Genomic DNA, 23,786 nt, shown 5'->3' with positions numbered 1-23,786 from the left:
TTAAAAATTTTAAATAAAAGCTAAGTGGTTAAATTTTCTATTTTTGATGGCTTCTAAGATGATATTTTGATTTAACCACTAATTATTTCTATGCTTCAATAACGTTTAATCCACCCATATACGGACGTAAAACTTCAGGGATTGTGATAGAACCATCAGCATTCTGATAGTTTTCTAACACGGCAACTAAAGTACGTCCTACCGCTAAGCCGGAGCCGTTTAACGTATGCACTAAACGGGTTTTCTTATCGTTTTTCGCTTTACAACGAGCAGCCATACGGCGAGCTTGGAAATCCCACATATTTGAACAAGATGAGATTTCACGATAAGTATTTTGTGCTGGTAGCCACACTTCTAAGTCGTAAGTTTTGGCTGAACCGAAGCCCATATCGCCGGTGCAAAGCAATACTTTACGATACGGTAGATTTAAGAGTTGTAATACTTTTTCAGCGTGTCCAGTTAATTCCTCAAGGGCTTCCATTGATTTTTCAGGGGCAACAATTTGCACCATTTCCACTTTTTCAAACTGGTGCATACGAATTAAACCACGAGTATCACGTCCGTATGAACCTGCTTCAGAGCGGAAACATGGCGTATGGGCGGTATATCTTAACGGTAATGTTTCTTCATCAATAATTTCATCACGCACTAAGTTAGTTACAGGAACTTCTGCAGTTGGGATTAAACTGAATGGGCGTTGTGTTTCATTCGGATCTTGCCCTGTTAATGGTTGTGTATGGAATAAATCTTCGCCGAATTTTGGTAATTGACCTGTTCCAAATAGCGTATCGTGATTGACTAAAAATGGTACGTTTGTTTCAACATAGCCGTGTTGCTCGGTATGTAAATCTAACATAAATTGAGACAATGCACGATGTAAGCGAGCAAGTTTACCCTTCATCACAACAAAGCGGCTTGCTGTTAATTTTACACCTGCTGCGAAGTCTAAACCACCTAGGTTTTCGCCTAAAGTCACATGATCTTTCACTTCAAAATCAAATTGACGAGGTTCGCCCCAGCGAGCCACTTCTAAATTTTCACTGTCGTCTTTACCTAAAGGGACTTCTTCAGCCGGTAGGTTCGGTACAGCAAGGAGAATATCACGAATTTCAGCTTGAACTTGATCTAAAGCGTTTTTAGCTTCAGTCAGTTCGTTGCCCATGTTATCGACTTCAGCGAGTAATACAGAAATATCTTCGCCACGTGCTTTTGCGGCACCAATATTTTTTGAACGAGCGTTACGTTCAGCTTGCAAGGTTTCTGTTTTAACTTGAAGCGTTTTACGTTGTTCTTCTAATGATTTGATTCGCTCAACATCTAACGTAAAGTTACGTTTAATCTTAAGTGTTTGAGCGATTTCATCTAAATTTGTACGAAGTAAGTTTTGGTCGATCATATGTTGTCCCTAAGTTTCTTTACTTAATAATTAAAATGTAATTAACCACGATTGGCATTTTTCATGATACGTTGTTTAGCCAGTTGCCACTCTCTATCTTTGATATCTTCACGTTTATCGTGTAATTTTTTCCCTTTTGCGACACCAATTTTCACTTTTGCCCAAGCGGCTTTCCAGTAGAGGGATAATGCTACAACGGTCATGCCATCTCGATTTACTTTCCCGAAAAGCGAGTCAAGCTCTCGGCGGTTAAGCAAAAGTTTTCGTGTACGAGTTGGGTCTGCCACAATATGGGTTGAAGCAACATTAAGTGGAGTAATGGTTGCACCAAATAAGAATGCTTGCCCATCTCTAAATGTGACATAGCTATCGCCAATATTGGCTTTGCCTGCGCGAAGGGATTTTACTTCCCAACCTTGCAATTCTAATCCTGCTTCAATTTCTTCTTCAATAAAGTATTCATGTCTAGCACGTTTATTTAATGCGATTGTATTTGAAGCGACTTTTGGTTTTTTGCTCATAATGAAATTTTCTAAAAAATAAATGGAATTCTACCTTAATCTAACATATCCGCCAATAGAAACTGCAATACCGCATCCATTCGAAGATGGGGGATGGCTTCATCAAAAGCGATTTGTTTCGGATCAAATTGGTCAAACTCAAAGGTGTTAAATTGCCAATAATTAGCATCGGGTAAGCGACTCGGTACAGCACCGGCATGCATGGTTACCAGTTTTTTATCGTTTGAACGAATGCCTCGAATGGCTTTAATTTGTTTTCCTTGTTGAGTAACGATGACCGAATCGGTGGTTTTCACGCTTGAAATGGCTTGATAGGCAATCTCAATATCTTTGAATTCTGTATGTCGACCGCCTTCTTGCACAAGCTGACGCATTAAACTCTCTAAATTAGGGAGTTGATCTCGTGTAATATGATCAGCTTTGGTTGCCGCAAACAGCAGTTTATCAATGTTGGATGAAAACAAGCGATGAAATAACGTTCGGTTTCCGTAATGAAAATGTTTAAAGAGTTGTTGCAACCCAATTTTCATTTCTAGAAATTCATCATAACCATGATTAAGAGGCGTGAGGCAATCTGCTAAAATCACTTGGCGATCAAATTGTGAAAAATAGTTTTCATAAAACGGTTTTACAATTTTTTGCTGATAGTGTAGATAGCGTTTTTTCAACGTCTTAAATGTACTGTTTTCATCACTTGCTTCTAATTTTTGCCATTCTTGTTCAGATAAATTGAGGAGTGGAAAAAATTGAAATACGGGAGCGCCTTTGCTATTTTCATTTGGCAACACAAAGCGACCGGGTTGAATATATTGCATCCCCTGAGCCTTACAGGCTAATAAGAAAGCGGTGTATTTTTCACTTAATTCTGCAAGTTGATTTTCATCTGTTTTTGCAAATAAATCTAAATTTTTGACCGCTTGTAACCATTCTTTAGCGAGTTCAGCACGTTTGCCGTGATGAACTTGTTTTTGAGCTTCCGACCACTCTTTAAAAGATAGGGTAAGTAAAGGTAAATCTAATAACCATTCGCCAGGATAATCAAAAATATCTAGATAAAGTACGCCGGTTTCTTTGAGATGTTTTAACAGACCTTCTTTACGCTGGAAGCGAATTTCCAAACGGATCTCGCTGATCCCAGTTGTTGATGGACACCAACTTGGTGGATTGGCTTCAAAACACTGACGATTTTTATCGTACTCAAAACGAGGGATCGTTAAATCGCCCTGTTCTACACGTTTAACAGAAATAATTTGTTGCTGCCGCGCAGGTGCAAAAAGAGGAAGATGCGGATTCTCACTTTTTGAGATATGTAATAGCTGATCGACTAAACTCGTGATAAAAGCCGTTTTACCGCTTCGACTTAAACCGGTAACAGCGAGTCTTAAATGGTTATCTAAGCCACGTTGCACGAAGTTGTGGATCTTATGTTGGATTTTATTAAACATGGATAAATTTTTCTTGCTAAAATAACGTTATCATCATATCAAAAATGCGTTTATCAAAAAATGGGAATTCTATGCAAAATGAAATTGAATTAAAAATCATGCTCTTACCTGAAAATATAACACCAATAAAAAATTGGCTAGCGCAGCAGAATGTGATTGAGACACGAACCGACTCGCTCGGGAATACTTATTTTGATACCGCAGAACAGTTTTTTGCCAAAAATCAGATGGGATTTCGTGTGCGAACTTATAATGGCCATCATGAAATGACCTTGAAAATGAAAGGAGAAATCATTGGGGGGCTACATGTTCGCCCTGAATATAATCTTCCTTTAGAGACTAAAGAGCCAGACTTCAAGCGGTTAAATTCGCATTTTAATTTGCAAATTCTGGAAGCAGAACAGATTTCGGCTCAGCTAAAAGCAAAATTCAGTACGGACTTTATTCGCCATAAATGGCTTATTCAATATCAAAATACCAAAATTGAAGTAGCCCTTGATCAAGGGGAGATTAAAAACGAGTACGGTTCCGCACCTATTTGCGAGTTGGAATTTGAACTATTGGAAGGCAATTTGGCTGATGTTTTTTCACTATTAGCACAAATGCCTAAACGAGACGGCATGTGGCTGAGCAGTTTGAGTAAAGCGCAACGAGGTTATTTGGTTGGGCATACAGAGCATTTTAGGGAAGAAATTGAACATGCATTAAGTAAAGAAAAGGGCTATATCTTAGAGCAGAAATTAGCTGACTATTTACGTGAAGTTCATGATTTGAAAATGGTTGAAGTTTTTTACCAAAAATTCCCTAATTTTCCTTACACGAATAAAGCAAATTTATATGGGTATTTAAAAACTGTTGACTATCTAAATTATAATTTAACCAAATTATTGGCCTTTATATAAAAGGAGAAGGAAGGAATTCCTCCCCCTTTTTTAAGGTATCTATTTTATGACATTAAAAGATAAATTCTTGAAAACAAAATCGCCAATTTGAATTTCCATATGATAAGTACCGATTGGATCTGTAGTATCAAATTTCCAGCAACGACTAATGTATTCATTATTTACTGAAGCGACTTCCCCTAGTATTAAGAACTCTTTTTTATTATCAGAGGCGTTGATTACCATTCCTGGAGAGCTAAAATCAGTCTCTGCAGGAGTGTAGAATGCTTCAGCAATACGGACTTTACTCGATACAGGCACATTGACGCTAGACCAACAAAGTTGTTGTTTTTTACTAATAGAAACTGATTTTCCATCAATAACACGAGGTGATTTTGTACTGAAATCAACTACGCGTAAAACAACACTTGGTTTGCCGTTAAAAGGTAATTTAATTTCTTGTTTTTCATTTGCTGATGCAATAGCTGTTGTAATAAATCCAATGGATAAAATTACTAATTTTTTCATTTATGTTTCTCCGAATTCGATTTTTTATATTTTTCTCGTAATTGATTTGCCACGAGTTGAATTGCTTCGCCCATACTCATACCTTGCTGGGCTAATTTTTGGATCTCTTCGACGGCCTCTTGTTGTTGCTCATGAGTTAATGAGAGTAGGGCATTATCCATCTTGTTCTCCATTATGTCTAATAAAAATAGGTAAAGTTCCAGTTAAAGAATGTAAATAATTGTCGCCATTGCTGATCAAGCGGTGCTTTTATTTCGATTTTTTGCAAGGTTTTAGGGTGTTGAAATTGCATAAAATGCGAATGCAACATTAATCTCTCCACGCCGGATTGCTCGGCTAGCGTGCGGTTTTGATGTAAATCGCCATATTTTGTATCGCCCATAATTGGGTGAAAAAGGTGCTTTAAATGTCGTCTTAATTGATGTTTTCGCCCTGTTTGAGGGGATAGCTCGACCAGCGAATAGCGTGCTGTTTGAAATTTTCCTGCTGGATAAGGCATTTCGACAGTTGCTAAACCTTGATAATCCGTAATCGCTTCTTGCGGTTCTTTTTCTTGCGAAAATTTATCAGCTACTTTATCTAAAATTACTTTCAACGGGTAATCAACCCTGGCTTTTCCTTCTAAGTAGCCTCTGACGACAGCAAGATAGCCTTTTTTTACTTGATGATTTTCAAATAATTCACACATCGTTCGTGCCATATCGCTATTGAGGGCAAAAAGTAATACGCCGGATGTCGGGCGATCTAAACGATGTATCGGAAAAACATGTTGCCCAATTTGATCTCGAAGTGTTTGCATGACGAAAACCGTTTCCGCCTTATCTAACCAACTACGATGAACGAGCATGCCTGCTGGTTTATTGATCGCAATAAGATCATCATCTTGATAAAGAATATCTAGTAACATATTAGCTTTTTAGCAGGGCTTCCATTTGTGATAATGGCTGATGAAGGGCGCTTAAATAAGGCTCATTTTTTAGGGCTTCTTCCAGATAAGCTGTAATTGAGAAGTTACGTGGAAGTTCAGTGCCTTGCTCTAATAATGCGTGCATTCTTGGAATAAATATCCATTGAAGCCATTGCGTTGGCGTAAGTGTTTCAACACAAAACGGTTGGTCGTTTGCTAATGCTTCAGCACTTGGAGGCGTCGCTTCCCATAATTGATGATGGTGCATCGCTTCTTGTAATTCAATTAAAAGTTGTTTTACCTTTGTTTTCATCATTTTCCTCAATCTGGTAAAAATTTAGGTGGCTATTTTAGGCTATTTTCTTTTTTCTTTCTATTGTAAGATGATTAGAGTAAACTTTTTGAAAATGTCTCAGATTTCCGCCAGATAACAATAAAAGAAGGATAAATATGCAATCTCAACAACCAACCATTCTTCAAAAAATCGTTCAAGATAAAGCCATTTGGGTTCAAAAAAAGGAACAGGCGTTTCCTTTAGATCATTTTAAACACACATTAAAACCGGCAGATCGGGATTTTTATGGGCAATTATCGACAGGGAGTCATCAAACCCCAGCTTATATTTTAGAATGTAAGAAAGCATCGCCTTCGAAAGGATTGATTCGGGCAGAATTTGATTTAGATGCGATTGCTCAGGTTTATAAACATTATGCATCTGCGATTTCTGTTTTGACGGATGAACAATATTTTCAAGGGGATTTTCGTTACATTGATCAGGTAAAACAGCAAACGACGCAACCTATTTTGTGTAAAGATTTCATTATTTCACCTTATCAGGTTTATTTGGCGCGTTATTACAATGCTGATGCGATTTTATTGATGTTATCTGTCGTAGATGATGAAACGTATAAAACGTTGTCTGAATTAGCCCATTCATTAGGTATGGGCGTGCTAACAGAAACCAGTACAGAGCAAGAATTTGAACGAGCGTTATCTCTTGGCGCAAGAATTATTGGTGTTAATAACCGTGATTTACATACATTAACGATTGATATGAATCGCATTGTTCGACTCGTTGAAAAATATCGTGAGCAAATTCCGGAAAATGTACGGTTAATTTCAGAATCGGGTATTTATGATCATCAACAAATTAGAACAATAAAACCTTTTGCGCATGGATTTTTGATCGGCAGTAGTTTAATGGGAAGTGCTGATCTCAATAATGCAGTTCGTTCGGTAATATATGGCGAAAATAAAGTATGCGGATTAACTCGTCCACAAGATGTTAAAGCAGTCTATGAACAAGGCGCTTTATATGGCGGATTGATTTTTGCAGAAGGTTCGCCAAGACAGCTTTCTTTACGCCAAGCGCAGGAACTTGTAGTTAATGCACCACTACGATATGTTGGCGTATTTCAAAATCAAGCGGTTGAATTTGTGGAAAAAATAGCAAAACAGCTTGAATTATTCGCAGTTCAATTACATGGGCAGGAAGATGAACAATATATCGCAGAACTTGCGGAACGCCTAGAAGGCAAAACACAAATCTGGAAAGCATGTTCTATTGATATAAATGCAGACTCTTGGACATTTGTTGATAATCCATTAGTAAGCCGCTTCATTTTAGACAGTCAATCAGGTCATCAACAAGGGGGAACAGGGAAATCATTTAATTGGGTGCTTATTCCTGAAGAGCTGAAAAACAAATCACTTTTAGCCGGAGGCATTCATTTAGATAATCTCGATTCTGCTTTAGCACAAGGCTGTTTGGGTGTAGATCTTAATTCAGGCATTGAAAGTGCAAAAGGTGTAAAAGATCTTGAAAAATTAACCGCTTGTTTTGCGAAAATTATTCAAGCATAAATCATAAATAAAGTAGCCTAGCACGAACTGAGCTAGGTTTGTTAATGATCTGAAGGCGATTTAATATCGCCTTTTTTCTTTGGGTAGAAATATTTGCGATCTCGCTCGAAAATTACAATATTTTTTCAGCAGGGTTTAAAAATAAAGGGCATACTATCAGAAAAAATGACCTTACCATTATGAACCTCGATCGTTTTTCTATTTATTTGAGCATTTCGTTCTTACCTCTTCTTTTTCTTCCTCGTGACTATTTGCCCTTTGCCATATTTTTAGCCTTCGTATGGGCCTTTTTTAATCTGATGAGGAAACATTACTGGCATATGGGATTAGGGATACTGATGGCGATAAGTTACTTATCCATTTCCCACACCGTGAAAATAGCAGAGAATCAGCCAGCCTCTAAAGTGAAAGAGACGATTGAGATTGTTAAAATTTTAAAGCAGCAAGAGTATCAAACCGCCATTGGTAAATTAGCGAACGATCAGCAAATTTATTTAACGTGGCAAGCTCAAACGCCATTATATTTGCATCGAAAATATACCGTTGATTTTACACTTCGTCCGATTTCAGGAAGATATAACTTAGGAAATTTTGATCGACAACGCTGGTATTTTGCCAACCATATTGATGGGATTGCTACCGTCAGAAAAGCCGAGCTACTTGAAGAATTTGATGCGCCTTTTCGAACACAATGGCTGAATCGTAGCTACCAGCAAACCGCAGAGCTAGACAGTCAAGGGTTATTGCTTGCCTTGGCTTTTGGAGAACGAGCTTGGTTGAAGAATGAACATTGGCTACCTTTTCAAAAAACAGCAACGGCTCACTTGATTGCGATTTCAGGACTGCATATTGCTTTAGCGTTGGCATTTGGGTTCTGGTTGGCGAAGGGCATACAATGGTGTTTATTAAAAGGGCAGATAGGCATTTCTTTGGGGTATTCTTATCTTTTTCCTCGACTCTTTGGTTTTGTAATCGCCTTTGGATATAGCTATTTAGCCGGTTTTTCAGCACCAACACTTCGGGCATTATTAGCCATGACCGTGCTTTTATCTTGCCAAATTTTTCGAAGACGTTATACCTCATTACAAATCTGGTGGCGAGTTGTTGCGTTATTGTTGGTGTTTGAACCGGTTGCTATTTTATCCGACAGTTTTTGGTTATCGATCTTAGCGGTACTATCGTTAATTTTATGGTATCGCTATTTTCCATTAGCGCAATTTTCTTGGATACCGTTCTCTCAAACGCAACATAAAATCGGCAAAGTTATCGTTTCATTGCTACATCTTCAAATTGGCATTTGGTTGATCTTTTCGCCAGTGCAATTTTTCTTTTTTGCAGGGACATCGCCTTTGAGTTTGCCTGCGAATATGCTGATAGTGCCACTATACAGTATGGTGTTAGTCCCGATTATTTTATTTACATTATTAACGGATAACCTATTCAGTACATGGGGATTGGCGGATTACATCGCTCAATTTAGTTTATGGCTACTTAAACCTTTATCAAATGCATGGTATGACCTAAGTCTTTGGCAACAAGGACAAATATTATTCATCAATGGCGCTGTACTATTTGGGCTTTATATGAAAAATAGTCAAAAAGCTAAATCTTTTTTATACAAAGGTATCGCTGTTTTTAGTAGTGCTTATGTCGTTTTTTGCCTTTATTCATGGCGAGAAACTCCTGTGGAGTGGATTACGTTTGATGTAGGGCAGGGATTAGCACAAGCCATTGTTTATCAAGATACAAGCGGTCAAAAACAAGCCATTTTTTACGATACCAGCGTGAGTTGGGGCGAGGGAGAGCAAAAGAACTCTATGGCAAAACTTGAAATTTTGCCCTATTTGAAACGGCATAATATTCAAGTTCAAGCCATTTTTCTTAGCCATGATGATAACGATCATTCCGGTGGTGTATTGGACTTATTAACCGCTTACCCTCACGCAGAGATATTTTCGAGTAGCCGATTAGCCTATGCGGATGTTCAACCTCAATCTTGTTTGGCGGGTGATAAATGGCAATTTGGCGAACTTCAGTTTATGGCGGTTTACCCCACACAGCGTGTAGGAAAAGCTCAAAATCAAGATTCTTGCATTTTACTTGTCAAAATTAACCGCTTTACACTTTTATTAACGGGGGATACAGGAGTGGAGCAAGAACGGATTTTTTCTTCTTCACTAGGGCAAATTGATTTTCTTCAGATTGCTCATCATGGGAGTAAAACCAGTACGAGCGAGGTTTTATTAGCGAAAACACGCCCGACACTTGCTGTGGTTTCGACAGGGAGATGGAATCCATGGAAAATGCCAAATAAAACGGTAGTTGAGCGATTACTGCGTTATCAGGTGCCGCTATTGAATACTGCAAAAGAAGGCATGATTAAAGTGACATTTCATCAAGACCATTGGTCGGTGGAAACAGGGCGAGATGCTTTTTCTGCTTGGTATCAAGGTTATTTTGAATCAAAGGTTTCCCACTCAAAATAAATCGCATAATGCTTTTTACAGCCAGAATTAAATGCTGAGGCACAATAGGGGCATTGTGTGACTTGAGTATATTGGGTAATACTTAATGTTTGATAGCAATTACCACACACAATCGCCTGTTCATGAAATTCATCTGTTGCCCAGCGTTGAATCGAATGATCTTCGCAAGCATTGTGGCATTGATAGCAAGGGTAAAACTTACCACAACATTTGAATTTGATAGCGACAATGTCGAGAGGGGAGTGATAATGCTCACAACGGGTGTGAGCATCAACGGTTAATCCATAAATTTTCATGAGGTTGGGAGATCTTCCGTGGCATGAGGATTTTTTTGAATAAACATCGCATCGCCATAGCTGAAGAAACGATATTGTGACTCCACCGCATGCTGATAAGCATTCATCGTATTTTTATAGCCGGCAAATGCAGAAACCAACATAATCAGCGTTGATTCAGGCAAGTGAAAGTTTGTAACTAAAGCATCGACCACTTTAAATGTTTTGCCCGGGTAAATAAAAATACTGGTATCGGAGAAAAATGGCTCAATTAACGCATCGCTATTTTTGACTGCTTGTGCTGCACTTTCAATAGAGCGAACAGAGGTTGTGCCTACTGCAATTACTCGTTTGCCGTTAGCTTTGGTCTCTAAAATTTTATCGACAACGTCTTGTGATACTTCGGCATATTCGGCGTGCATTTTATGATCCAAAATGTTTTCAACCCGAACAGGTTGGAACGTGCCAGCTCCAACATGCAGGGTAACAAATGCGGTATTGACGCCTTTTTCTTTGAGTTTTTCTAACATCACATTATCGAAGTGTAGCCCAGCCGTTGGTGCAGCCACAGCGCCAAGCACCTTACTGTAAACGGTTTGATAACGCTCTTGATCGGCATCTTCATCAGGGCGATCAATATAAGGCGGTAGAGGCATATGACCGGCAGATTGAAGAAGATCAAAAAGATTAGTTTGACTCTCAAAATGTAATTCAAAAAGCGTATCATGACGAGCTACCATGGTTGCAACTAAGCCATTTCCCTCGCCAAGTTTATCTTCCCCAAAAATAAGTTGCGTGCCTTCTTTTGGAGCTTTTGAGGCACGAACGTGTGCCAAACAACGATGTTTATCTAATACTCGCTCAATTAATGCTTCGACTTTTCCGCCACTGATTTTTCGACCATAAAGTCGGGCGGGTATGACACGGGTATTATTGAAAACAAGCAGATCGCCCTCGTGTAAATGGTCTAGTAAGTCTGTAAAATGCTGATCAGCAAATACCCCGGTTTCGCCATTTAAATAGAGTAAACGGCTTGCAGTGCGATCAGGCATTGGGTAACGGGCAATCAAATTGTCGGGTAAATCAAAATGAAAATCGGAAACTAACATATTATCCTTTTATAAACTAAGAAAAAATAAAGCGGTATCGACCGCTTTGTTTATGAAATTAATGCAACTAAATCGTTAATCGCCTTGCTTAATTTGTAGCGATCATGACGATAATAAACATCTTCAGCCGATAAATCGCGGCGTAACACACAAAGATGTTCGGGTAATGGAGCAACTTCTGTTGGGGTTGTGATCACACCATTAACACGCTGGCTACCGATTGCTTTCTCAATCCATTGAACTCTATCCGCAAGTGTTAAATGGCTTACGATACTGTGTTCGATACCAATGTTATCAATAAAAATAACTTTCGCTGAGCTTTGGTTAATGCATTCTGCTAAAGCAGGTATTAACAAATTTGGCATAATACTGGTAAAGAAACTTCCTGGACCTAACAAAATTACATTAGCTTTTTCAATCGCTAAAAGCGCTTCGGGAGTTGCTTGTACTGCGGGTTCAAGAAATAAACCCTGAGGCAATTCTTCTAAGGCGTCCACAGCAACTTCGCCAAGAATATGTCTATTTGCCAAATAAGCACCGAGATCCACGGGCATTTCAGACATGGGAATCAAGAATGCTCGAACATGAAGAAGATCTCTAACTAAATTAAGCCCTTCAAGCGGTCGAATTTGCATATTTTCTAACGCTTTAAGGATTAAGTTACCTAAATTATGTCCACCCAATTCACCATTCCCTGGAAAACGATATTCAAATAATGCGGATGCAACTGTGGGTTTTACAATAATTTGAGTTAAACAATTGCGTAGATCTCCCCACGCAATTCCGCCTTGTTGTGAGCGGATTCTGCCGGTAGAACCACCATTATCGGTGGTTGCTACAATACCGGTCAGGTTTTCTCGCAAAAAGGATAAGGCAGATAATACACGCCCTAAACCATGACCGCCACCAAGTGCCACGACATTTAGAACCGTTAAATGAGGGTGTCTAGGGGTTGATGTCATTTGGATAATCCTTTTATTAAAAATGACGAACTATTCATTAGAAGGCAATGCATTGATAACCGCTTTAACTAAAGTTGCTAAAGGTATCGCAAAAAAGACACCCCAGAATCCCCACAAACCACCGAAGATCAGCACGGCGACAATGATCGTTAATGGGTGTAAGTTCACGGCTTCAGAGAATAAAAACGGTACAACAAGGTTACCATCGAGCAATTGGCTAATGACAAAAGCTAATAATAAATAGTAAAAATCCGGTGATAAGCCAAACTGAAATAGGGCAATAAGTGCAACTGGAATCGTTACGATAACTGCACCGATATAAGGCACTAATACCGATAACCCCACCACTACCGAGAGTAATAGCGGATAACGTAAATCAAAGAAAATTAAAATGATGTAAGTAACAATTCCAACAATCAAAATTTCGAGGAATTTCCCTCGAATATAATTGGCGATTTGCCCTTGCATTTCAATCCAAACACGAGTGGCTAATCGGCGGTTTTTCGGCATCATTTTAATGAAAGAGCGTAAGAAAATCGGTTTATCTTTCAATAAAAAGAAGACCATCAGAGGGACTAAAAAGGCATAAATGCCTAACCCAACTAAACTGATAATAGAGTTTACCGAGATCGCCAATAATGACTCCCCATACCCCAAAATCTTCGTTTTTAAGGAAGACATAAGCCCGTCTAACATCGCATAATCTACGAGTTCCGGATAATGTTCGGGGAGTGCTTGAACCCACTCATTGAGTAGGTTAAACATATTTGGTAAATCACGAATAAAATTGACCGCTTGATTCCACAGACTCGGCACCATAACAACTAACAAAAAAGCGACAAGAGAAATCGTTCCGCCAAATACTAGCAGAACACTCAATAATCGAGGAAAATGTAACTTTTCAGTTAAGAAACGGATTGGCGATTCTAATAAATAAGCAAGCACAATCGCAACTAACAGGGGCATAATTAACCCACTGAAGAAGTAAATAATACCAAACCCAAACAAAAGAATGCCGAGTAAAGCGATTGTTTGTGGGTCATTAAATTTTTGTGTGTACCATTCTTTAAAAAGTGCAAGCATAAAATCTATTTTTGGCTACAAACAGCGATAAATCCCATTTTGTGTTCAGGATCGTTAAACGTTTTAAACATTTTGGTAAAGGTTTCACGATTTTCCGGTTTTAAGGCATTACCAATCACTTTCATGGCACCGAGTACGCCTTCATCGTAAATTAACCCTTTCGGCGATAGTAACGACATTTCGCCTGAATAAGTATCTACATTACGGAATCCACAACGATGGAAAAGCGCTTTCCAATCTTCTTTTTTAAGAGGAGAAACTGTTAAATGGATCGCTTCACGTAATTCATTGATAACGCCTTCAGCATCATCGGTATTCAGTAACACATCATGAGTAAGTAGAAAACCATTTGGTTTCAATACACGTAGGTATTCGCGGATCGCTTTTTCTTTGGCTTCCATCGGTAACATCGTGAGCATCGCTTCGTTAATCACAATGTCGAATGAGTTATCTTCAAAAGGTAATTTTGTTGCATTGGCACGTTGCACTTGAACAAGCTCTTCAACTCCATTTTCTTTGATGTTTTCTCGAGCTTTTTCGAGAGCCTCTTCATCTAAATCAATGCCAATAATTTGGCAACCATAATCTTTTGCGAGTTGAATGGCTGTCGTTCCCATATTGCAGGCAACTTCAAGCACTTTTTTATTTTTATTGAAATCGCCATTCGCAATTAACCAATCGGTTGCCACTTTACCGCCTGGACGTAAGCGAGTTTTTCCTAAACGGGCTAAGAAATTGTGTCCAACTTCTTCTTTTTTCATAAAAACCTCTGTATTTGCAAAATCTTATTATCTTTGAACCGCTTATTACGGATAAGTTGCAAGATTATACCTAACTTTTCATTATTCTTATATACAATACCGAGATTTTTTGACAAAATATCCAGTGATTTTTAACAGAGGAAAAGAGAAATGACGAAAAAAATGAAACCACTTCCGCATTTATCTTATGAACACCAACGAGGTGAAATTAAGCAAAGTGCAATTAAAGCATTAGTGACAGATCCGTTGTTTAAACAACGAGTGGAACGTAATCGAAAAGGGAAAGGCAGCTATCAGCGTAATGCCAAACATCGAAAAGCCTATCAAGGCGAAAGCCCATTTAAAAACATTCTAAAGAGTCTTTTTAAATGGGCTTTCTTTTTGGTGTAATTTTTCGATCTTATGTAGTAGTTGTACAAAAGTCATTTTATTGGATTTTTCCCCTCCCTCAGCCTTCGGCAGCTCCCTCCGTAAACGGAGGGAGCGAAGTTCATTGAACTAAATTGTTTATAAACAATTATTTTCACCACGAGAGAGGCTGATTAAACCTGATCGAACAATCTCAATCACGGTTGTTTCTGCTTTAACCGCATCAACAAAGGCATCAAGTTTTTCACTTGTCCCCGATAATTGAATGGTATAGAGCTTAGGCGTAATATCAACAATCTGACCACGGAAAATATCGACCATACGTTTTAATTCATCACGAGTTGAGCCTGTTGCACGGACTTTCAACAACATAATTTCACGTTCAACGTGTTCACAAGCACTTAAATTGATCACTTTAAAGACATCAATTAACTTGTGGAGTTGTTTTTCGATTTGCTCTAATACTTTTTCATCGCCACTCGCAACAATGGTCATACGAGAGAGACTTTCATCATCGGTTGGGGCAACGGTCAGACTTTCAATATTAAAACCACGTTGAGAGAAAAGTGCTACAACGCGAGATAAAGCACCCGATTCATTTTCGAGTAAAACTGATAATGTTCTACGCATCTGTACGCTCCGTTTTGCTTAAAATCATTTCATTCATCGCACCGCCACGAATTTGCATTGGGTAAACGTGTTCGGTTTCATCTACTTTTACATCAACAAAGACTAATTTATCTTTAATTGAGAAGGCTTGTGTTAATTTCTCTTCTAACTCGCTTGGGTGGTCGATGGTAATGCCAACATGACCATAAGCTTCGGCTAATTTCGCAAAATCCGGTAATGAGTTCATATAAACTTGAGAATGGCGACCTTGATAGATAATGTCTTGCCATTGTTTTACCATGCCTAAGAAGCGGTTATTTAAGCTTACAATCACAACCGGTGTATCATATTGTTTTGCGGTAGAAAGTTCTTGGATATTCATTTGGATAGAACCATCGCCGGTTACGCAAACAACCGTTGCTTCAGGGTGAGCAAATTTCACACCAATCGCTGCAGGTAAGCCAAAGCCCATTGTTCCAGCACCACCGGAGTTAATCCAACGGCGAGGTTTATCGAAGCCATAATGTAACGCAGCAAACATTTGATGTTGTCCTACATCAGAAGCAACATAGGCATCGCCGTTCGTGAGTTTATGAATAAGACGAATAACCTGTTGTGGTTTAATGACCTCTTTACTTTCTTCAAAACTTAAGCAATTTTTCGCTTTCCATTCATCAATTTGTTGCCACCAAGCGGTTAAATCTGTTTGATTTTTTGCAAGGTTTTCATCTTCAAGTAAAGCGAGGAATTCTTCTAATACATTCTTAGCCGAGCCTACAATAGGGATATAGGCTTGTACCGTTTTTGAAATAGAAGCAGGGTCAATATCCACGTGAATAACTTTCGCATTCGGGCAGTATTTTGCTAAATTTGCGGTGGTACGGTCATCAAAGCGTACACCAATACCAAGAATTAAATCACTCTCGTGCATTGCATTATTGGCTTCGTATGTCCCGTGCATACCGAGCATACCTAAGAATTGTTTATCCGAACTTGGATAAGCACCTAAGCCCATTAACGAACTGGTTACCGGTAAATTTAATTTTTGTGCAAATTCAGTCACTTCAGCAGAACATTCGGCAGAAATTACGCCACCACCAATAAAGAGAACCGGTTTTTTCGCAACGAGTAATGCTTTTAACGCTTTTTTGATTTGCCCTTTATGTCCTTGTACATTTGGGTTGTAAGAACGTAGAGCCATCTCTTTCGGATATGAGTAAGCAAATTTATTCGCCGGGTTTACCATATCTTTTGGAATATCAATGACAACCGGACCTGGGCGTCCTGTTGAGGCAATGTAGAAGGCTTTTTTAATTGTTTCTGGAATTTCTTGCGGATCTTTGATCATAAAGCTGTGTTTTACTACCGGACGAGAAATACCAATCATATCGCACTCTTGGAAAGCATCTGTACCAATGAGTGAAGAAGGCACTTGGCCGGTAATAATCACAAGCGGCACAGAGTCGGTATAAGCGGTTAAAATCCCCGTGATCGCATTGGTTGCCCCAGGACCTGAAGTCACTAGCACGCAACCAACCTTACCCGTAGAGCGGGCATAGCCATCAGCCATATGGACAGCACCTTGCTCATGGCGGACTAATACGTGATTAAGACTTGATTGATGTATTGCATCATAAATATCTAAAACCGAGCCACCGGGATAGCCGAACACGTATTCAACGCCTTCGTCCAACAAGGACTGTACGACCATTTCTGCACCAGAAAGTTTTTTCATTGAATCCTCCGAATAACATCCGAAAAAGTTGAGATAAGAGAAAGCAACGCTTTATGCGTTGTGTTTGGTATGCATTGTGCAAAAGTTTTTTTCATTTGTCCAGAAGAGGTGTTTGGTAATTATTTGGAGTAATATGCTAAAAATATATTTTATTTGGTGTTTTATAAATAAAAATCTAAAGGTAAACGATAAAAAAGCATATTGAACCAAATTTTATAAAATAAAAAGATTTAAATTTTTTTGATGTTTTTTGTATTTTGGGGTAGGGTATGGGCGTAAAAACGCTAAAATGTGATCTATATCACGTTTTAGCGTTTATCAGGAGCGCTGAATTATTCGGAAAGTGATTGTTCAGCAATAAAATCGGTTTGTTTTTGATTATCTTGAGCGCTTTCTTTTTCTGCTAATTCTCGATTAGCAAGCTCATCTGCTTCGCTAATTAACTTCGCGATGGCATTACGATAAGTGATTTCAAGCGTTTCACGGCTTGTTGCAATAACGCCCTGATCGATTAAGAATCCATCATTAACATCATAAACCCAACCATGAATGGAAAGTTCTTTGCCTCTTTCCCAAGCGGTCTTAATGATAGAGCTTCGACCCAAATTATAAACTTGCTCGGCGACATTAAGGCGCGTTAGCATATTGGCACGTTGTTCAGGGGATAATTTACCGAGTAAATGTCCGTGTTTAAACCAAAGATCACGAATGTGAAGCAACCAGTTACTAATAAGACCGAGATCTTCAACCGTTCCCATGGCTGCTTTAATTCCCCCACAATTTGTATGCCCACAGATAATAATATGTTTAATGTCTAACACATCAACCGCATATTGGACAACAGAAAGGCAGTTAAGATCAGTATGGATAACCATATTCGCTACATTACGGTGAACAAAAAGTTCGCCTGGACCTAATCCTGTTAATTTTTCCGCCGGTACACGGCTATCAGAACAACCAATCCATAAATAGGTTGGATTTTGGTGTTCGGCAAGCTCTTTGAAATAATCCGATTGCTCATCTTTCATTTGTGTAGCCCAAGCGTGATTATTAGCAAAGAGTTGTTCAATATCTTTCATTGTGATCCTTTAAATTAAAATACAGAGGTTTCTAAACGCAATAAGCCTTGTTCAACAACAATGGCTTTCCCAAATTTTTTGACTAATGCTTCTTTGGTTTTTGTTTCATCGAGCGTATAGACCGGATTATTATTTAATAAACTACTTAACCCATCAGATAACACCGGTAAGAACATTTGTAGCTCATCTTGGTATTTTTCAGGTGAAGCTTTCCAACTTAATAAACGCACATCTTTTAGATAAAGAGCGCCTTTTTCGGGATCGTAATAAGGCGTGGTATCCATATTTAACGTAATTTGCGCATCATATTTTTTCCCTTTTGCGATAAGGATACCATCAACAACCCCTTGGATTTCTACTTTTTTCTCACTGGTTTGTCCAATTCGGGTGTTTAAATCATGCAATTTATAATTAAGTTGAAAAAGTCCTGGGAGACCAACTTGATCTTCTAAAGGGGCTTTTTCGGCAACACGAGTTTGTAAATACTGATTGATCTCTTGCTCTGAAATACTCAATAAATTTGCTGAGGCAACAGAAGCAACTACACCTATCGAAAGTAAAATACTTAATTTATGTAAAAGTTTCATAAAGATTTCTCTAAAAATTAGGTTTAGGCTTAAAAGACAGGTAAAATAACACCCTTTAGACTATGAGGACTATAACAAGTTCTGATCAATTAAGGAAACCTTAATATGAAAAAAATACTATTCAGCCTGCTTATTGCTGGTATTTTAGCAGGTTGTAGTTTTTCTGGCGGTATTAACGCCGGAGGCGGTTCGAATGGTGTAGGCGTCGGTTTAGGGCTCGGCACAGGCATTCGTTTTTAATTAAGTAAAATGATAGCGGAAATTAACCGCTTGTATTTATAGACTGTTTATCTATAAGGAACTTTATGAAGTATGAATTAAAATGTACGAGCGGTAATGCTCGTCGTGGACGTTTGACGTTCAATCGCCCGAAAGGCGAATTTCACGTAGAAACCCCGGCATTTATGCCGGTTGGCACTTACGGTACGGTAAAAGGCATGACCCCTGAAGAAGTGGCAGCTACGGGTGCTCAAATTTTGCTGGGAAATACCTTCCATCTTTGGCTCCGCCCAGGGCAAGAAGTGATGAAAATGCACGGTGACCTGCACGATTTTATGCAATGGCATGGCCCGATTTTAACCGATAGTGGCGGTTTCCAAGTCTTTAGTTTAGGTAAATTACGTAAAATTAAAGAAGAAGGCGTGACATTCCAAAATCCAATCAGTGGCGAAAAAATCTTCCTTTCTCCAGAAAAATCAATGGAGATCCAATATGATTTAGGTTCGGATATTGTGATGATTTTTGATGAATGTACTCCTTATCCTGCGACCTTTGATTATGCCAAAAATTCTATGGAAATGTCGTTACGTTGGGCAAAACGTAGCCGTGATCGTTTTGATGAGTTAGAAAACCCCCGTGCATTATTTGGCATTGTGCAAGGCGGTACTTACGAAGAATTACGTAAAATTTCAGTCGAAGGCCTAGTGAATATTGGCTTTGATGGTTATGCGGTAGGCGGTTTAGCCGTTGGTGAGCCAAAAGAAGAAATGCATCGTATTTTAGAATTTACCACACCATTATTGCCTGCGGATAAACCTCGCTATTTAATGGGGGTAGGAAAGCCGGAAGACTTAGTTGAAGGTGTACGTCGAGGTATTGATATGTTTGACTGCGTTATGCCAACACGAAATGCTCGAAATGGACATTTGTTTGTGAGTGATGGGGTAGTGAAAATCCGTAATGCGAAATATAAAAGCGATACTTCGCCATTAGATCCGGAATGTGATTGCTATACCTGTAAAAATTATACGAAAGCCTATCTTTACCACTTAGATAAATGCGGTGAGATCTTAGGGGCGAGATTAAATACCATTCATAATTTACGTTATTATCAACGTTTAATGGCACAAATTCGTCAAGCCATTGAAGAAGATCGCTTTGATGATTTTGTCGTCGAATTTTATGCCAAAATTGGTAAAGAGGTTCCACCTTTACAAAAAGGTGAATAAATAAAAGCTGGCGTATTTTACGCCACTTTTTTCTAAGGAGAAAATATGGAACAATTGGCTCCACAACAGTTTGCGAGCTGGGCTGAACCGATTGAAATGCTTTATGCCTGCCATAGTAAGGTAAAGCGTTTTTGTAAACAGCTTCAAATTTTACCGGATTATTTAACGCAAAATGGTGTAAATCAGATCGTAAAAAATGATGTTCAGCAAATTTTGAATTATTTTAATTTATCAGCTCCTCTTCATCATGAAGATGAAGAACTTGATTTTTTCCCTGCTTTGCTTGCGGTTTACCCTGAGGCGCAAACGCAAATTGATGAGCTGGAAGCGCAACATATTCATTTGCATCAAAACTGGGATGCTCTTTCTGCTCAATTGACAGCATTGATTAACGATGAAATTGTGGAGATAGAACCAGAATTGATCAAGCGGTTTATTTCCGGCTACGATTTGCATATTGCACTAGAAGAGCCGTTATTTGAACTCGGTCGCCAATATATTTCAGCCGAAAAATTGAGTGAAATCGGGCAGGTAATGGCAAATCGCCGTAAAACCTAAAGAGAAACTTGCTTATGAAAAACGTAAGCAAGTTTAATATTATGGAAATGATACAGTTTGATCTTAGAAGCTACCTTTGCCCTGTTCCATTAGTGATGGCTCGCTGTGCGTTGAAACAGCTTCCTTCTCATGTTCAAGCGCTTTTTCGGCTCAACAAACAAAGTGATATTCGTGATTTTGAATTGTTATGCGAGGAAATGGGGCTAATATTGAAGGAAAAGCGAGAAAATAAGGGAGAAATTCAACTTATCATCGTTTCTTCGAATTAAACGTGGCTTTCCAACAAAGGACAAATGCGTTATACTTGTGCCCGAGTTGGTTAGACAATCGCTGGTTTATTGAAGCCCTTAACCGTAGTAATACGACCTAGTGGGACAAGTAAACGAGAGGAAAGTCCGAGCTACACAGGGCAGAGTGCCAGATAACGTCTGGGAGGCGTGAGCCTACGACTAGTGCAACAGAGAGTAGACCGCCAGTTTCGGCTGGTAAGGGTGAAAGGGTGCGGTAAGAGCGCACCGCGTGAGTGGTAACATTTCACGGCACGGTAAACTCCACTCGTAGCAAGACCAAATAGGAATCCAATGAGTGGCCCGCTCAGGATTCGGGTAGGTTGCTTGAGCGTATGTGTGAATGTACGCCTAGAGGAATGATTGTCCACGACAGAACTCGGCTTATCGACCAACTCATCTTATTCCAGCGAATCGTTTTTAACGGTTCGCTTTTTTGTATCTTTTCTTTTGTAACTGTTATGAAATATATTCTTTTTTCTCTTTTAAGCCTATTTTCCGTATCGCTTTGGGCACACCCTCACTCTTTTGTTGATCTGAAAACGAAAGCGTTAGTGAATGATAAAACATTAACAGGCTTTCAAATGGACTGGACATTAGATGAAATCGCTTCAAGTACGTTAATTTATGAATTGCAAGCAAGCGATAGACCGGATAAAACCAAATCCACCATTTTGAATGAGATGATAGAAACGGCAAAAGAAGAGCATTACTTCAGTTACTTATATAATCAAAAAAATGATTTGATTAAATTTACGGATAAGCCTGAAGATTATGCTTTTGAGATTAAAAATAATCGCATTATTTTTACCGTGAAGTTTTATTTGGAAAAACCGCAACAATTAGGTGAGCTACCTACTGTTCTGATGACCTATGAGCCGACTTACTATATGGGAATGGAATATAATAGTGAAAAAGAACTCGCCATGACTGACCCGAATTGTCAAATCCAGTTAATTCAGCCTAAAGTGGATAATTCATTGAAACAATATGCTTCAGGTTTAGATAAAGATCAAACACCGGAAGATGGTTCACTCGGTCGCCATTTTGCTCAAAAGGTAAGTATGACATGCAAATAAGATTTCAGCCCAAATGGTTTAATTGGGGCATTGTTGCTCTCTTACTTCTTGTAGGAGGATATTGGCTTTACCCTTATTTACTTTATCAGGTCATGGAATGGCAAAAGAGCTTTAATTTACAGCTATCCGGTGCGCTAAATCAATTAAGCCAGCAACAAGGAAAAGCGGGTGTAACCTTGGTATTGATTAGCTTTCTCTATGGCATTTTCCATGCCGTAGGACCAGGACATGGCAAATTTATTTTAACCAGTTATCTCTCTTTAGAGCAAACTAAATTACGCCAAGCAGTTCAAATGAGTTTAGGGGCATCTCTCGTGCAGGGCGTTGTCGCCATTATTTTGGTATCGATTATTGTCGTCGCCTTTACGTTATCTCGAACCTATTTTAATGTTACTTTGCAATGGGTTGAACGAGTGAGTTTTTTCGTGATGATTGTTTTGGGTAGCTATTGGTGTTATTCAGCATGGCGTGCTAGACGAAAAACACAAGTGGCTTTTAAAATTCATGCTGCGAAACCGATGCAAAAAATCACGCAAATTCGACCGCTTACGCATATACATCATCCATCTTCTGAAAGTTGTAGTTGTGGTCATCAACACCTGCCTTCGCAGTCACAAATGCAAAAAGCAACGAATTGGAAAACACAACTCTTACTCGTTTTGAGTATCGGTGCAAGACCTTGTTCGGGGGCGATTTTAGTTCTTTTTCTTTCTTATACGTTGAATATTTATTGGTGGGGCATGTTGTCTGCTATTGTTATGGCAGTAGGGACAGGGCTTACCCTCACGCTTTTTGCATTATTAGTGGTTTGGGCAAGACAAAAGGCAGTAACGCTAAGTCATTGGTATTTATCACACCGAACAACGCAACAATATGCCGTGATGTTGAAATGGGGAATCGGCTTTATTTTAATGATCATGGGGATATTGCTTTTACATAGTAGCTTTATTGAAACAACAAGCGGTCATATTTTTAAGCGATAATGCAAACCTCTTAGTTTAAAAACTAAGAGGTCTAGAATTAAGCATGATAGCCTTTTAGTAGATTTTCCCAATCAGTTTCATTAAACAGGATATTTAATCGTCCTTTTTCTTTACGGAATGAACGAAGTAAGCGGTTGAGGTTATCCTTTTTCCATTCATCGCCTTGTTCTACATGGCATTTATCGAAATCAATCAGCCAAAAATTTTCTGCACTATCGAGCAAAATATTGTGAATGTTAAGATCAGAATGATGAATTTGCTTGTTGTGTAGTTGGCGAATAAGTTGCCCGATTTGTTGGTATTGTTCCGCAGATAAAGCCTGTTTTTGGAGTAATTTGCTTAAATCTTGAGTCTGTTCAATTTTCTCGATCATGATGTTGGCTTGGTAGCAAAATATGGACTTCTTGATTTGAATTCCCACTGGACGAGGAACTGGCAAGCCCCAATTATACATTTTTTGAAGCAACTCAAATTCTTGATAAGCACGAGTTTGTTTGATTCCACGGAACAGATAATGATCTTTTACGATCTTCCCAAATAACCCGCCACGATAATAATGGCGTAAGACAATATTGATACCTAACTCTGCTTGTGTATTTAAAAACCAAGCAGTTCCTCTTCCTTTTGAAAAGCCAAGTAAACGTTCGGAATGTGTGAAATCTTGCTGATTAAACAGGGATTCAAGAACGGATTGATGGGTTTTTGAAACCAACGTTTGATTAAAATGGTAATAAATCATTGTTATTCTTCTATGTTCTTATATGTTTAAAGGGGATTACTAGATTTTAGAGCTATTTTTTTTGATGTCAATTTGTTAGAATCTTTCGCTTAAATT

Annotated in this window: 27 protein-coding genes and 1 other RNA gene; 11 read left to right on the top strand and 17 right to left on the bottom strand. The window is 38.7% G+C overall.

The genetic code is table 11. The features are described 5' to 3' along the window. Window positions 1-88: 88 nt before the first annotated feature. The 3 genes from serS to DDU33_RS09115 are packed head-to-tail and all read right to left on the bottom strand — an operon-like array spanning window position 89 to window position 3,362. On the bottom strand, window positions 89-1,396 hold the full coding sequence (gene serS, locus DDU33_RS09125; protein ID WP_108924823.1) for a serine--tRNA ligase: 1,308 nt from the start codon (window positions 1,394-1,396) through the stop codon (window positions 89-91). Window positions 1,397-1,437: 41 nt separating this feature from the next. Next, window positions 1,438-1,920, bottom strand: coding sequence for an SsrA-binding protein SmpB (smpB, locus tag DDU33_RS09120; protein WP_192805816.1), 483 nt, complete (start codon window positions 1,918-1,920; stop codon window positions 1,438-1,440). Between the two features lie 32 nt (window positions 1,921-1,952). Then, window positions 1,953-3,362, bottom strand: coding sequence for a YcjX family GTP-binding protein (locus DDU33_RS09115; RefSeq protein ID WP_108924822.1), 1,410 nt, complete (start codon window positions 3,360-3,362; stop codon window positions 1,953-1,955). A 71-nt stretch (window positions 3,363-3,433) separates the two neighbouring features. Here DDU33_RS09115 and DDU33_RS09110 point away from each other — a divergent pair, with 71 nt between their 5' ends. Next, a complete protein-coding gene (locus DDU33_RS09110) occupies window positions 3,434-4,264 on the top strand; it encodes a CYTH domain-containing protein (RefSeq protein ID WP_108924821.1) in 831 nt (276 codons plus the stop codon). Between the two features lie 39 nt (window positions 4,265-4,303). Here DDU33_RS09110 and DDU33_RS09105 read toward each other — a convergent pair whose 3' ends face one another. The 4 genes from DDU33_RS09105 to DDU33_RS09090 are packed head-to-tail and all read right to left on the bottom strand — an operon-like array spanning window position 4,304 to window position 5,991. Next, a complete protein-coding gene (locus DDU33_RS09105; protein ID WP_005820965.1) occupies window positions 4,304-4,771 on the bottom strand; it encodes a hypothetical protein in 468 nt (155 codons plus the stop codon). Beyond that, window positions 4,768-4,932, bottom strand: a complete 165-nt coding sequence (locus DDU33_RS09100) for a YoaH family protein (RefSeq protein ID WP_005820966.1) — start codon at window positions 4,930-4,932, stop codon at window positions 4,768-4,770. The genes DDU33_RS09105 and DDU33_RS09100 overlap by 4 nt, the downstream gene beginning before the upstream one ends. A 17-nt stretch (window positions 4,933-4,949) precedes the next feature. Further along, window positions 4,950-5,678 carry a tRNA pseudouridine(65) synthase TruC gene (gene truC, locus DDU33_RS09095; RefSeq protein WP_005820967.1) on the bottom strand — a complete coding sequence of 243 codons (729 nt, stop codon included), beginning with the start codon at window positions 5,676-5,678 and terminating at the stop codon, window positions 4,950-4,952. Between the two features lies 1 nt (window position 5,679). Continuing rightward, on the bottom strand, window positions 5,680-5,991 hold the full coding sequence (locus DDU33_RS09090) for a YqcC family protein (RefSeq protein ID WP_005820968.1): 312 nt from the start codon (window positions 5,989-5,991) through the stop codon (window positions 5,680-5,682). 137 nt (window positions 5,992-6,128) lie between these two features. Here DDU33_RS09090 and trpCF point away from each other — a divergent pair, with 137 nt between their 5' ends. Both trpCF and DDU33_RS09080 read left to right on the top strand, forming a co-directional pair. Beyond that, on the top strand, window positions 6,129-7,541 hold the full coding sequence (gene trpCF, locus DDU33_RS09085) for a bifunctional indole-3-glycerol-phosphate synthase TrpC/phosphoribosylanthranilate isomerase TrpF (protein WP_108924820.1): 1,413 nt from the start codon (window positions 6,129-6,131) through the stop codon (window positions 7,539-7,541). 179 nt (window positions 7,542-7,720) lie between these two features. Further along, window positions 7,721-10,027: a DNA internalization-related competence protein ComEC/Rec2 gene (locus DDU33_RS09080; protein WP_039896117.1), complete on the top strand. Its 2,307-nt coding sequence runs from the start codon at window positions 7,721-7,723 to the stop codon at window positions 10,025-10,027. Here DDU33_RS09080 and DDU33_RS09075 read toward each other — a convergent pair. From DDU33_RS09075 to DDU33_RS09055, 5 genes are read right to left on the bottom strand one after another with little or no spacing between them, the layout of a single operon-like run. Next, on the bottom strand, window positions 9,994-10,323 hold the full coding sequence (locus DDU33_RS09075) for a CHY zinc finger protein (protein ID WP_005820971.1): 330 nt from the start codon (window positions 10,321-10,323) through the stop codon (window positions 9,994-9,996). The genes DDU33_RS09080 and DDU33_RS09075 overlap by 34 nt on opposite strands. Then, window positions 10,320-11,411, bottom strand: coding sequence for a tRNA preQ1(34) S-adenosylmethionine ribosyltransferase-isomerase QueA (queA, locus tag DDU33_RS09070; RefSeq protein ID WP_108924819.1), 1,092 nt, complete (start codon window positions 11,409-11,411; stop codon window positions 10,320-10,322). Before queA ends, DDU33_RS09075 begins: the two co-directional genes overlap by 4 nt. A 50-nt stretch (window positions 11,412-11,461) precedes the next feature. Further along, window positions 11,462-12,373 (bottom strand): gluconeogenesis factor YvcK family protein, encoded by a 912-nt coding sequence (locus DDU33_RS09065; RefSeq protein WP_108924818.1) that lies wholly within the window; start codon window positions 12,371-12,373, stop codon window positions 11,462-11,464. A gap of 30 nt (window positions 12,374-12,403) precedes the next feature. Further along, the gene (locus DDU33_RS09060; RefSeq protein WP_108924817.1) at window positions 12,404-13,456 is read right to left on the bottom strand and encodes an AI-2E family transporter; all 1,053 of its coding nucleotides are present in this window, start codon (window positions 13,454-13,456) and stop codon (window positions 12,404-12,406) included. Between the two features lie 5 nt (window positions 13,457-13,461). Beyond that, complete coding sequence (locus tag DDU33_RS09055; protein WP_108924816.1) at window positions 13,462-14,217, bottom strand: class I SAM-dependent methyltransferase; 756 nt, start codon at window positions 14,215-14,217, stop codon at window positions 13,462-13,464. Between the two features lie 150 nt (window positions 14,218-14,367). On the opposite strand from DDU33_RS09055, the gene DDU33_RS09050 reads away from it, so the two are divergent. Next, a complete protein-coding gene (locus tag DDU33_RS09050; RefSeq protein WP_208620291.1) occupies window positions 14,368-14,607 on the top strand; it encodes an alternative ribosome-rescue factor A in 240 nt (79 codons plus the stop codon). 117 nt (window positions 14,608-14,724) lie between these two features. Here DDU33_RS09050 and ilvN read toward each other — a convergent pair whose 3' ends face one another. From ilvN to DDU33_RS09030, 4 genes are all read right to left on the bottom strand, one after another. Further along, window positions 14,725-15,216 carry an acetolactate synthase small subunit gene (gene ilvN / locus DDU33_RS09045; protein ID WP_108924815.1) on the bottom strand — a complete coding sequence of 164 codons (492 nt, stop codon included), beginning with the start codon at window positions 15,214-15,216 and terminating at the stop codon, window positions 14,725-14,727. Next, complete coding sequence (locus DDU33_RS09040) at window positions 15,209-16,930, bottom strand: acetolactate synthase 3 large subunit (protein ID WP_005819621.1); 1,722 nt, start codon at window positions 16,928-16,930, stop codon at window positions 15,209-15,211. Before DDU33_RS09040 ends, ilvN begins: the two co-directional genes overlap by 8 nt. Before the next feature lie 332 nt (window positions 16,931-17,262). Further along, a complete protein-coding gene (gene can, locus DDU33_RS09035) occupies window positions 17,263-18,009 on the bottom strand; it encodes a carbonate dehydratase (protein WP_108924814.1) in 747 nt (248 codons plus the stop codon). Window positions 18,010-18,023: 14 nt separating this feature from the next. After that, window positions 18,024-18,596 (bottom strand): YceB family lipoprotein, encoded by a 573-nt coding sequence (locus DDU33_RS09030; RefSeq protein ID WP_108924813.1) that lies wholly within the window; start codon window positions 18,594-18,596, stop codon window positions 18,024-18,026. Window positions 18,597-18,701: 105 nt separating this feature from the next. Between DDU33_RS09030 and DDU33_RS11015 the strand changes: the two genes are divergently transcribed. From DDU33_RS11015 to DDU33_RS09000, 7 genes are all read left to right on the top strand, one after another. Beyond that, on the top strand, window positions 18,702-18,836 hold the full coding sequence (locus tag DDU33_RS11015) for a lipoprotein (protein WP_005819615.1): 135 nt from the start codon (window positions 18,702-18,704) through the stop codon (window positions 18,834-18,836). Between the two features lie 65 nt (window positions 18,837-18,901). Then, on the top strand, window positions 18,902-20,044 hold the full coding sequence (gene tgt / locus DDU33_RS09025) for a tRNA guanosine(34) transglycosylase Tgt (RefSeq protein ID WP_005819613.1): 1,143 nt from the start codon (window positions 18,902-18,904) through the stop codon (window positions 20,042-20,044). A gap of 45 nt (window positions 20,045-20,089) precedes the next feature. Further along, entirely contained in the window at window positions 20,090-20,602 is a 513-nt protein-coding gene (locus DDU33_RS09020) for a hemerythrin domain-containing protein (RefSeq protein WP_108924812.1), read from the top strand. Window positions 20,603-20,616: 14 nt separating this feature from the next. Then, window positions 20,617-20,871 (top strand): sulfurtransferase TusA family protein, encoded by a 255-nt coding sequence (locus DDU33_RS09015; RefSeq protein WP_108924811.1) that lies wholly within the window; start codon window positions 20,617-20,619, stop codon window positions 20,869-20,871. A gap of 42 nt (window positions 20,872-20,913) precedes the next feature. Further along, window positions 20,914-21,292, top strand: an RNA gene (gene rnpB, locus DDU33_RS09010) — RNase P RNA component class A. Window positions 21,293-21,350: 58 nt separating this feature from the next. Then, window positions 21,351-21,968 (top strand): DUF1007 family protein, encoded by a 618-nt coding sequence (locus DDU33_RS09005; RefSeq protein ID WP_108924810.1) that lies wholly within the window; start codon window positions 21,351-21,353, stop codon window positions 21,966-21,968. Continuing rightward, window positions 21,959-22,951, top strand: a complete 993-nt coding sequence (locus DDU33_RS09000; RefSeq protein WP_108924809.1) for a nickel/cobalt transporter — start codon at window positions 21,959-21,961, stop codon at window positions 22,949-22,951. The genes DDU33_RS09005 and DDU33_RS09000 overlap by 10 nt, the downstream gene beginning before the upstream one ends. Before the next feature lie 37 nt (window positions 22,952-22,988). Here the strand turns inward: DDU33_RS09000 and DDU33_RS08995 are convergent, their stop codons facing one another. Beyond that, entirely contained in the window at window positions 22,989-23,690 is a 702-nt protein-coding gene (locus DDU33_RS08995) for a 3-deoxy-D-manno-octulosonic acid kinase (protein WP_108924808.1), read from the bottom strand. Window positions 23,691-23,786 lie beyond the last annotated feature (96 nt).

Source organism: Actinobacillus porcitonsillarum, from assembly GCF_003101015.1.
Taxonomy (GTDB): domain Bacteria; phylum Pseudomonadota; class Gammaproteobacteria; order Enterobacterales; family Pasteurellaceae; genus Haemophilus_A; species Haemophilus_A porcitonsillarum.
This window is presented reverse-complemented; position numbering and strand designations above follow the sequence as displayed.

What these genes read in the sequence shown, in the direction of transcription:
- serS (WP_108924823.1), bottom strand. Translation starts at nt 1,396, where the DNA reads ATGATCGACCAAAACTTACTTCGTACAAATTTAGATGAAATCGCTCAA.
- DDU33_RS09115 (WP_108924822.1), bottom strand. Translation starts at nt 3,362, where the DNA reads ATGTTTAATAAAATCCAACATAAGATCCACAACTTCGTGCAACGTGGC.
- DDU33_RS09110 (WP_108924821.1), top strand. Translation starts at nt 3,434, where the DNA reads ATGCAAAATGAAATTGAATTAAAAATCATGCTCTTACCTGAAAATATA.
- DDU33_RS09105 (WP_005820965.1), bottom strand. Translation starts at nt 4,771, where the DNA reads ATGAAAAAATTAGTAATTTTATCCATTGGATTTATTACAACAGCTATT.
- DDU33_RS09100 (WP_005820966.1), bottom strand. Translation starts at nt 4,932, where the DNA reads ATGGATAATGCCCTACTCTCATTAACTCATGAGCAACAACAAGAGGCC.
- truC (WP_005820967.1), bottom strand. Translation starts at nt 5,678, where the DNA reads ATGTTACTAGATATTCTTTATCAAGATGATGATCTTATTGCGATCAAT.
- DDU33_RS09090 (WP_005820968.1), bottom strand. Translation starts at nt 5,991, where the DNA reads ATGAAAACAAAGGTAAAACAACTTTTAATTGAATTACAAGAAGCGATG.
- trpCF (WP_108924820.1), top strand. Translation starts at nt 6,129, where the DNA reads ATGCAATCTCAACAACCAACCATTCTTCAAAAAATCGTTCAAGATAAA.
- DDU33_RS09080 (WP_039896117.1), top strand. Translation starts at nt 7,721, where the DNA reads ATGAACCTCGATCGTTTTTCTATTTATTTGAGCATTTCGTTCTTACCT.
- DDU33_RS09075 (WP_005820971.1), bottom strand. Translation starts at nt 10,323, where the DNA reads ATGAAAATTTATGGATTAACCGTTGATGCTCACACCCGTTGTGAGCAT.
- queA (WP_108924819.1), bottom strand. Translation starts at nt 11,411, where the DNA reads ATGTTAGTTTCCGATTTTCATTTTGATTTACCCGACAATTTGATTGCC.
- DDU33_RS09065 (WP_108924818.1), bottom strand. Translation starts at nt 12,373, where the DNA reads ATGACATCAACCCCTAGACACCCTCATTTAACGGTTCTAAATGTCGTG.
- DDU33_RS09060 (WP_108924817.1), bottom strand. Translation starts at nt 13,456, where the DNA reads ATGCTTGCACTTTTTAAAGAATGGTACACACAAAAATTTAATGACCCA.
- DDU33_RS09055 (WP_108924816.1), bottom strand. Translation starts at nt 14,217, where the DNA reads ATGAAAAAAGAAGAAGTTGGACACAATTTCTTAGCCCGTTTAGGAAAA.
- DDU33_RS09050 (WP_208620291.1), top strand. Translation starts at nt 14,368, where the DNA reads ATGACGAAAAAAATGAAACCACTTCCGCATTTATCTTATGAACACCAA.
- ilvN (WP_108924815.1), bottom strand. Translation starts at nt 15,216, where the DNA reads ATGCGTAGAACATTATCAGTTTTACTCGAAAATGAATCGGGTGCTTTA.
- DDU33_RS09040 (WP_005819621.1), bottom strand. Translation starts at nt 16,930, where the DNA reads ATGAAAAAACTTTCTGGTGCAGAAATGGTCGTACAGTCCTTGTTGGAC.
- can (WP_108924814.1), bottom strand. Translation starts at nt 18,009, where the DNA reads ATGAAAGATATTGAACAACTCTTTGCTAATAATCACGCTTGGGCTACA.
- DDU33_RS09030 (WP_108924813.1), bottom strand. Translation starts at nt 18,596, where the DNA reads ATGAAACTTTTACATAAATTAAGTATTTTACTTTCGATAGGTGTAGTT.
- DDU33_RS11015 (WP_005819615.1), top strand. Translation starts at nt 18,702, where the DNA reads ATGAAAAAAATACTATTCAGCCTGCTTATTGCTGGTATTTTAGCAGGT.
- tgt (WP_005819613.1), top strand. Translation starts at nt 18,902, where the DNA reads ATGAAGTATGAATTAAAATGTACGAGCGGTAATGCTCGTCGTGGACGT.
- DDU33_RS09020 (WP_108924812.1), top strand. Translation starts at nt 20,090, where the DNA reads ATGGAACAATTGGCTCCACAACAGTTTGCGAGCTGGGCTGAACCGATT.
- DDU33_RS09015 (WP_108924811.1), top strand. Translation starts at nt 20,617, where the DNA reads ATGAAAAACGTAAGCAAGTTTAATATTATGGAAATGATACAGTTTGAT.
- DDU33_RS09005 (WP_108924810.1), top strand. Translation starts at nt 21,351, where the DNA reads ATGAAATATATTCTTTTTTCTCTTTTAAGCCTATTTTCCGTATCGCTT.
- DDU33_RS09000 (WP_108924809.1), top strand. Translation starts at nt 21,959, where the DNA reads ATGCAAATAAGATTTCAGCCCAAATGGTTTAATTGGGGCATTGTTGCT.
- DDU33_RS08995 (WP_108924808.1), bottom strand. Translation starts at nt 23,690, where the DNA reads ATGATTTATTACCATTTTAATCAAACGTTGGTTTCAAAAACCCATCAA.